Annotated in this window: 3 protein-coding genes and 1 pseudogene; 1 reads left to right on the plus strand and 3 read right to left on the minus strand. The window is 67.5% G+C overall.

What is annotated here, in order from left to right; translation table 11 throughout:
• Positions 1–27 precede the first annotated feature (27 nt).
• From ACWD3D_RS37020 to ACWD3D_RS37030, 3 genes and pseudogenes are all read right to left on the minus strand, one after another.
• Complete coding sequence (locus tag ACWD3D_RS37020) at positions 28–462, minus strand: adenylate/guanylate cyclase domain-containing protein (RefSeq protein ID WP_451465017.1); 435 nt, start codon at positions 460–462, stop codon at positions 28–30.
• Positions 459–833, minus strand: coding sequence for an aroma-sacti cluster domain-containing protein (locus tag ACWD3D_RS37025; RefSeq protein ID WP_451465019.1), 375 nt, complete (start codon positions 831–833; stop codon positions 459–461). Before ACWD3D_RS37025 ends, ACWD3D_RS37020 begins: the two co-directional genes overlap by 4 nt.
• A gap of 6 nt (positions 834–839) precedes the next feature.
• Positions 840–983 (minus strand): annotated as a pseudogene (locus ACWD3D_RS37030) (response regulator transcription factor); the annotation flags it as partial.
• Positions 984–1,202: 219 nt separating this feature from the next.
• Between ACWD3D_RS37030 and ACWD3D_RS37035 the strand changes: the two are divergent.
• Positions 1,203–1,400 (plus strand): aroma-sacti cluster domain-containing protein, encoded by a 198-nt coding sequence (locus tag ACWD3D_RS37035; RefSeq protein WP_451465018.1) that lies wholly within the window; start codon positions 1,203–1,205, stop codon positions 1,398–1,400.
• Positions 1,401–1,473 lie beyond the last annotated feature (73 nt).

Below are 1,473 nucleotides of genomic sequence, written 5' to 3' on the forward strand. Positions count from 1 at the left end.
CGACGAGTCCCTCACCGTTGAGCACGGTCATGTCGCGGGCGATGCCGTCCTTGGAGACACACCGGCTCCGGGCCCACCGACGCCGGTCCCGATGGCCGTCACGGCCTCCCGGACGGCGCATGCCGCCCGGACCGCGTGCAGCGCGTCGTCCTCATGGGTGACGAACGCCCCGAAGACGGCCATCACGGCGTCACCGATGAACTTCTCGACCACGCCACCGTGTTCGGTGACCGCCGTCGTGCAGATCCGGTAGTACCGGTCCATCGTGCGCCGCAGTGCTTCGGGGTCCAGGGTCTCGGCGAGAGCCGTCGAGCCGACGAGGTCGATGAAGAGCGCAGTGACGATTCTGCGGCTGTCCGACAACGGCGCACCCGCGACGACCGGTGTGCCGCACTCCGGGCAGAACCGGGCTCCGTCCGGCACCGTGGCACGGCAACCGCCGCACTGCGCGGCGCCGTTCACAGGAGTTTGAGGTCCTGTCCCTCCACCTCACCGGCCACCGCTTCCAGTCGCTCCTTGACGGAGTTGAGGACCTGGACCTCGTGCTCGTTGAGCCCCGAGAGGACCGAGCGTTGCTCGACCGCCAGCAGGTCCACCGGGTGGCCGGCCTCACGTAGTGCGTGCAGGGCGTCGAAGGGCATGGCTGCCGGTACCTCGTTCCCGTAGTGCGGCCAGTCGAGGGTGACGCCGGCCGGTCCGATCGAGTACTCCGCGACCGCCGCCGCGAGGGCGCCGATGGCCCCGGGGGCCTCCTGCCGCTTCCGCTCGTCCGCGGGCAGCGGCGGCCAGGTCCCCTGGACCAGAACACCCTGGGCGTACAGTCGCGCAATCATTTCCGTACGATTCGACGCGCCCGTTCTCCGGAGCATGTTGCATAAGTGAGCCGCCACCGTGTGCGGGCTGATGCACAGAGCCTTGGCGATATCCCGGTTCGAGGAGCCGGCGGCCACGAGCGAAGCGATCAAAATCTCACGCCTGGTCAAAACCTTTACCCCTCATTTTGGTGAGCGAAGCCTTGGCCGGCAGCGAAACACCGCGCTCCCGGGCAAGAGAGTAGCTGCGGGTCATGTTCCGGACAACCATGCCTTGAGCGGAACAAGGGCCACCGGATTCATAGTCATTCGAGGGATGTGAAGCCCGCGGGTGCCGGAGCAGCCTTGGCGTCGTACCAGCCCGTGACCGTCTCCATGAAGGAGTGACCCATGTCGCAAGCACCCCTCGACGCGCTGCGCAGCGCCGGCACCCCGGTCGACCTGCTGTCGGACTCCGAGCGTGACATCTTCAGTGCCCTCAGCCCGGACGAGGTCGCGGTCCTCGGCTCGATCCAGGCCCGGCTCAACGCCGTGTCGGCCGCGGTCGAGGGCCAGGTGAACGACAACCAGGTCAACGTTCTCTGCTGATTCCAGACCCGGTGGGTTGCCGGTGAGGACTCCGGACTCGTAGCGGTTGGTGATGCGCTTGTACTGGCCGAAG

The organism is Streptomyces sp. NPDC002690 (genome assembly GCF_053592415.1).

Coding starts and splice junctions, on each gene's coding strand:
- ACWD3D_RS37025 (WP_451465019.1), bottom strand. CDS start 833: ATGATTGCGCGACTGTACGCCCAGGGTGTTCTGGTCCAGGGGACCTGG.
- ACWD3D_RS37035 (WP_451465018.1), top strand. CDS start 1,203: ATGTCGCAAGCACCCCTCGACGCGCTGCGCAGCGCCGGCACCCCGGTC.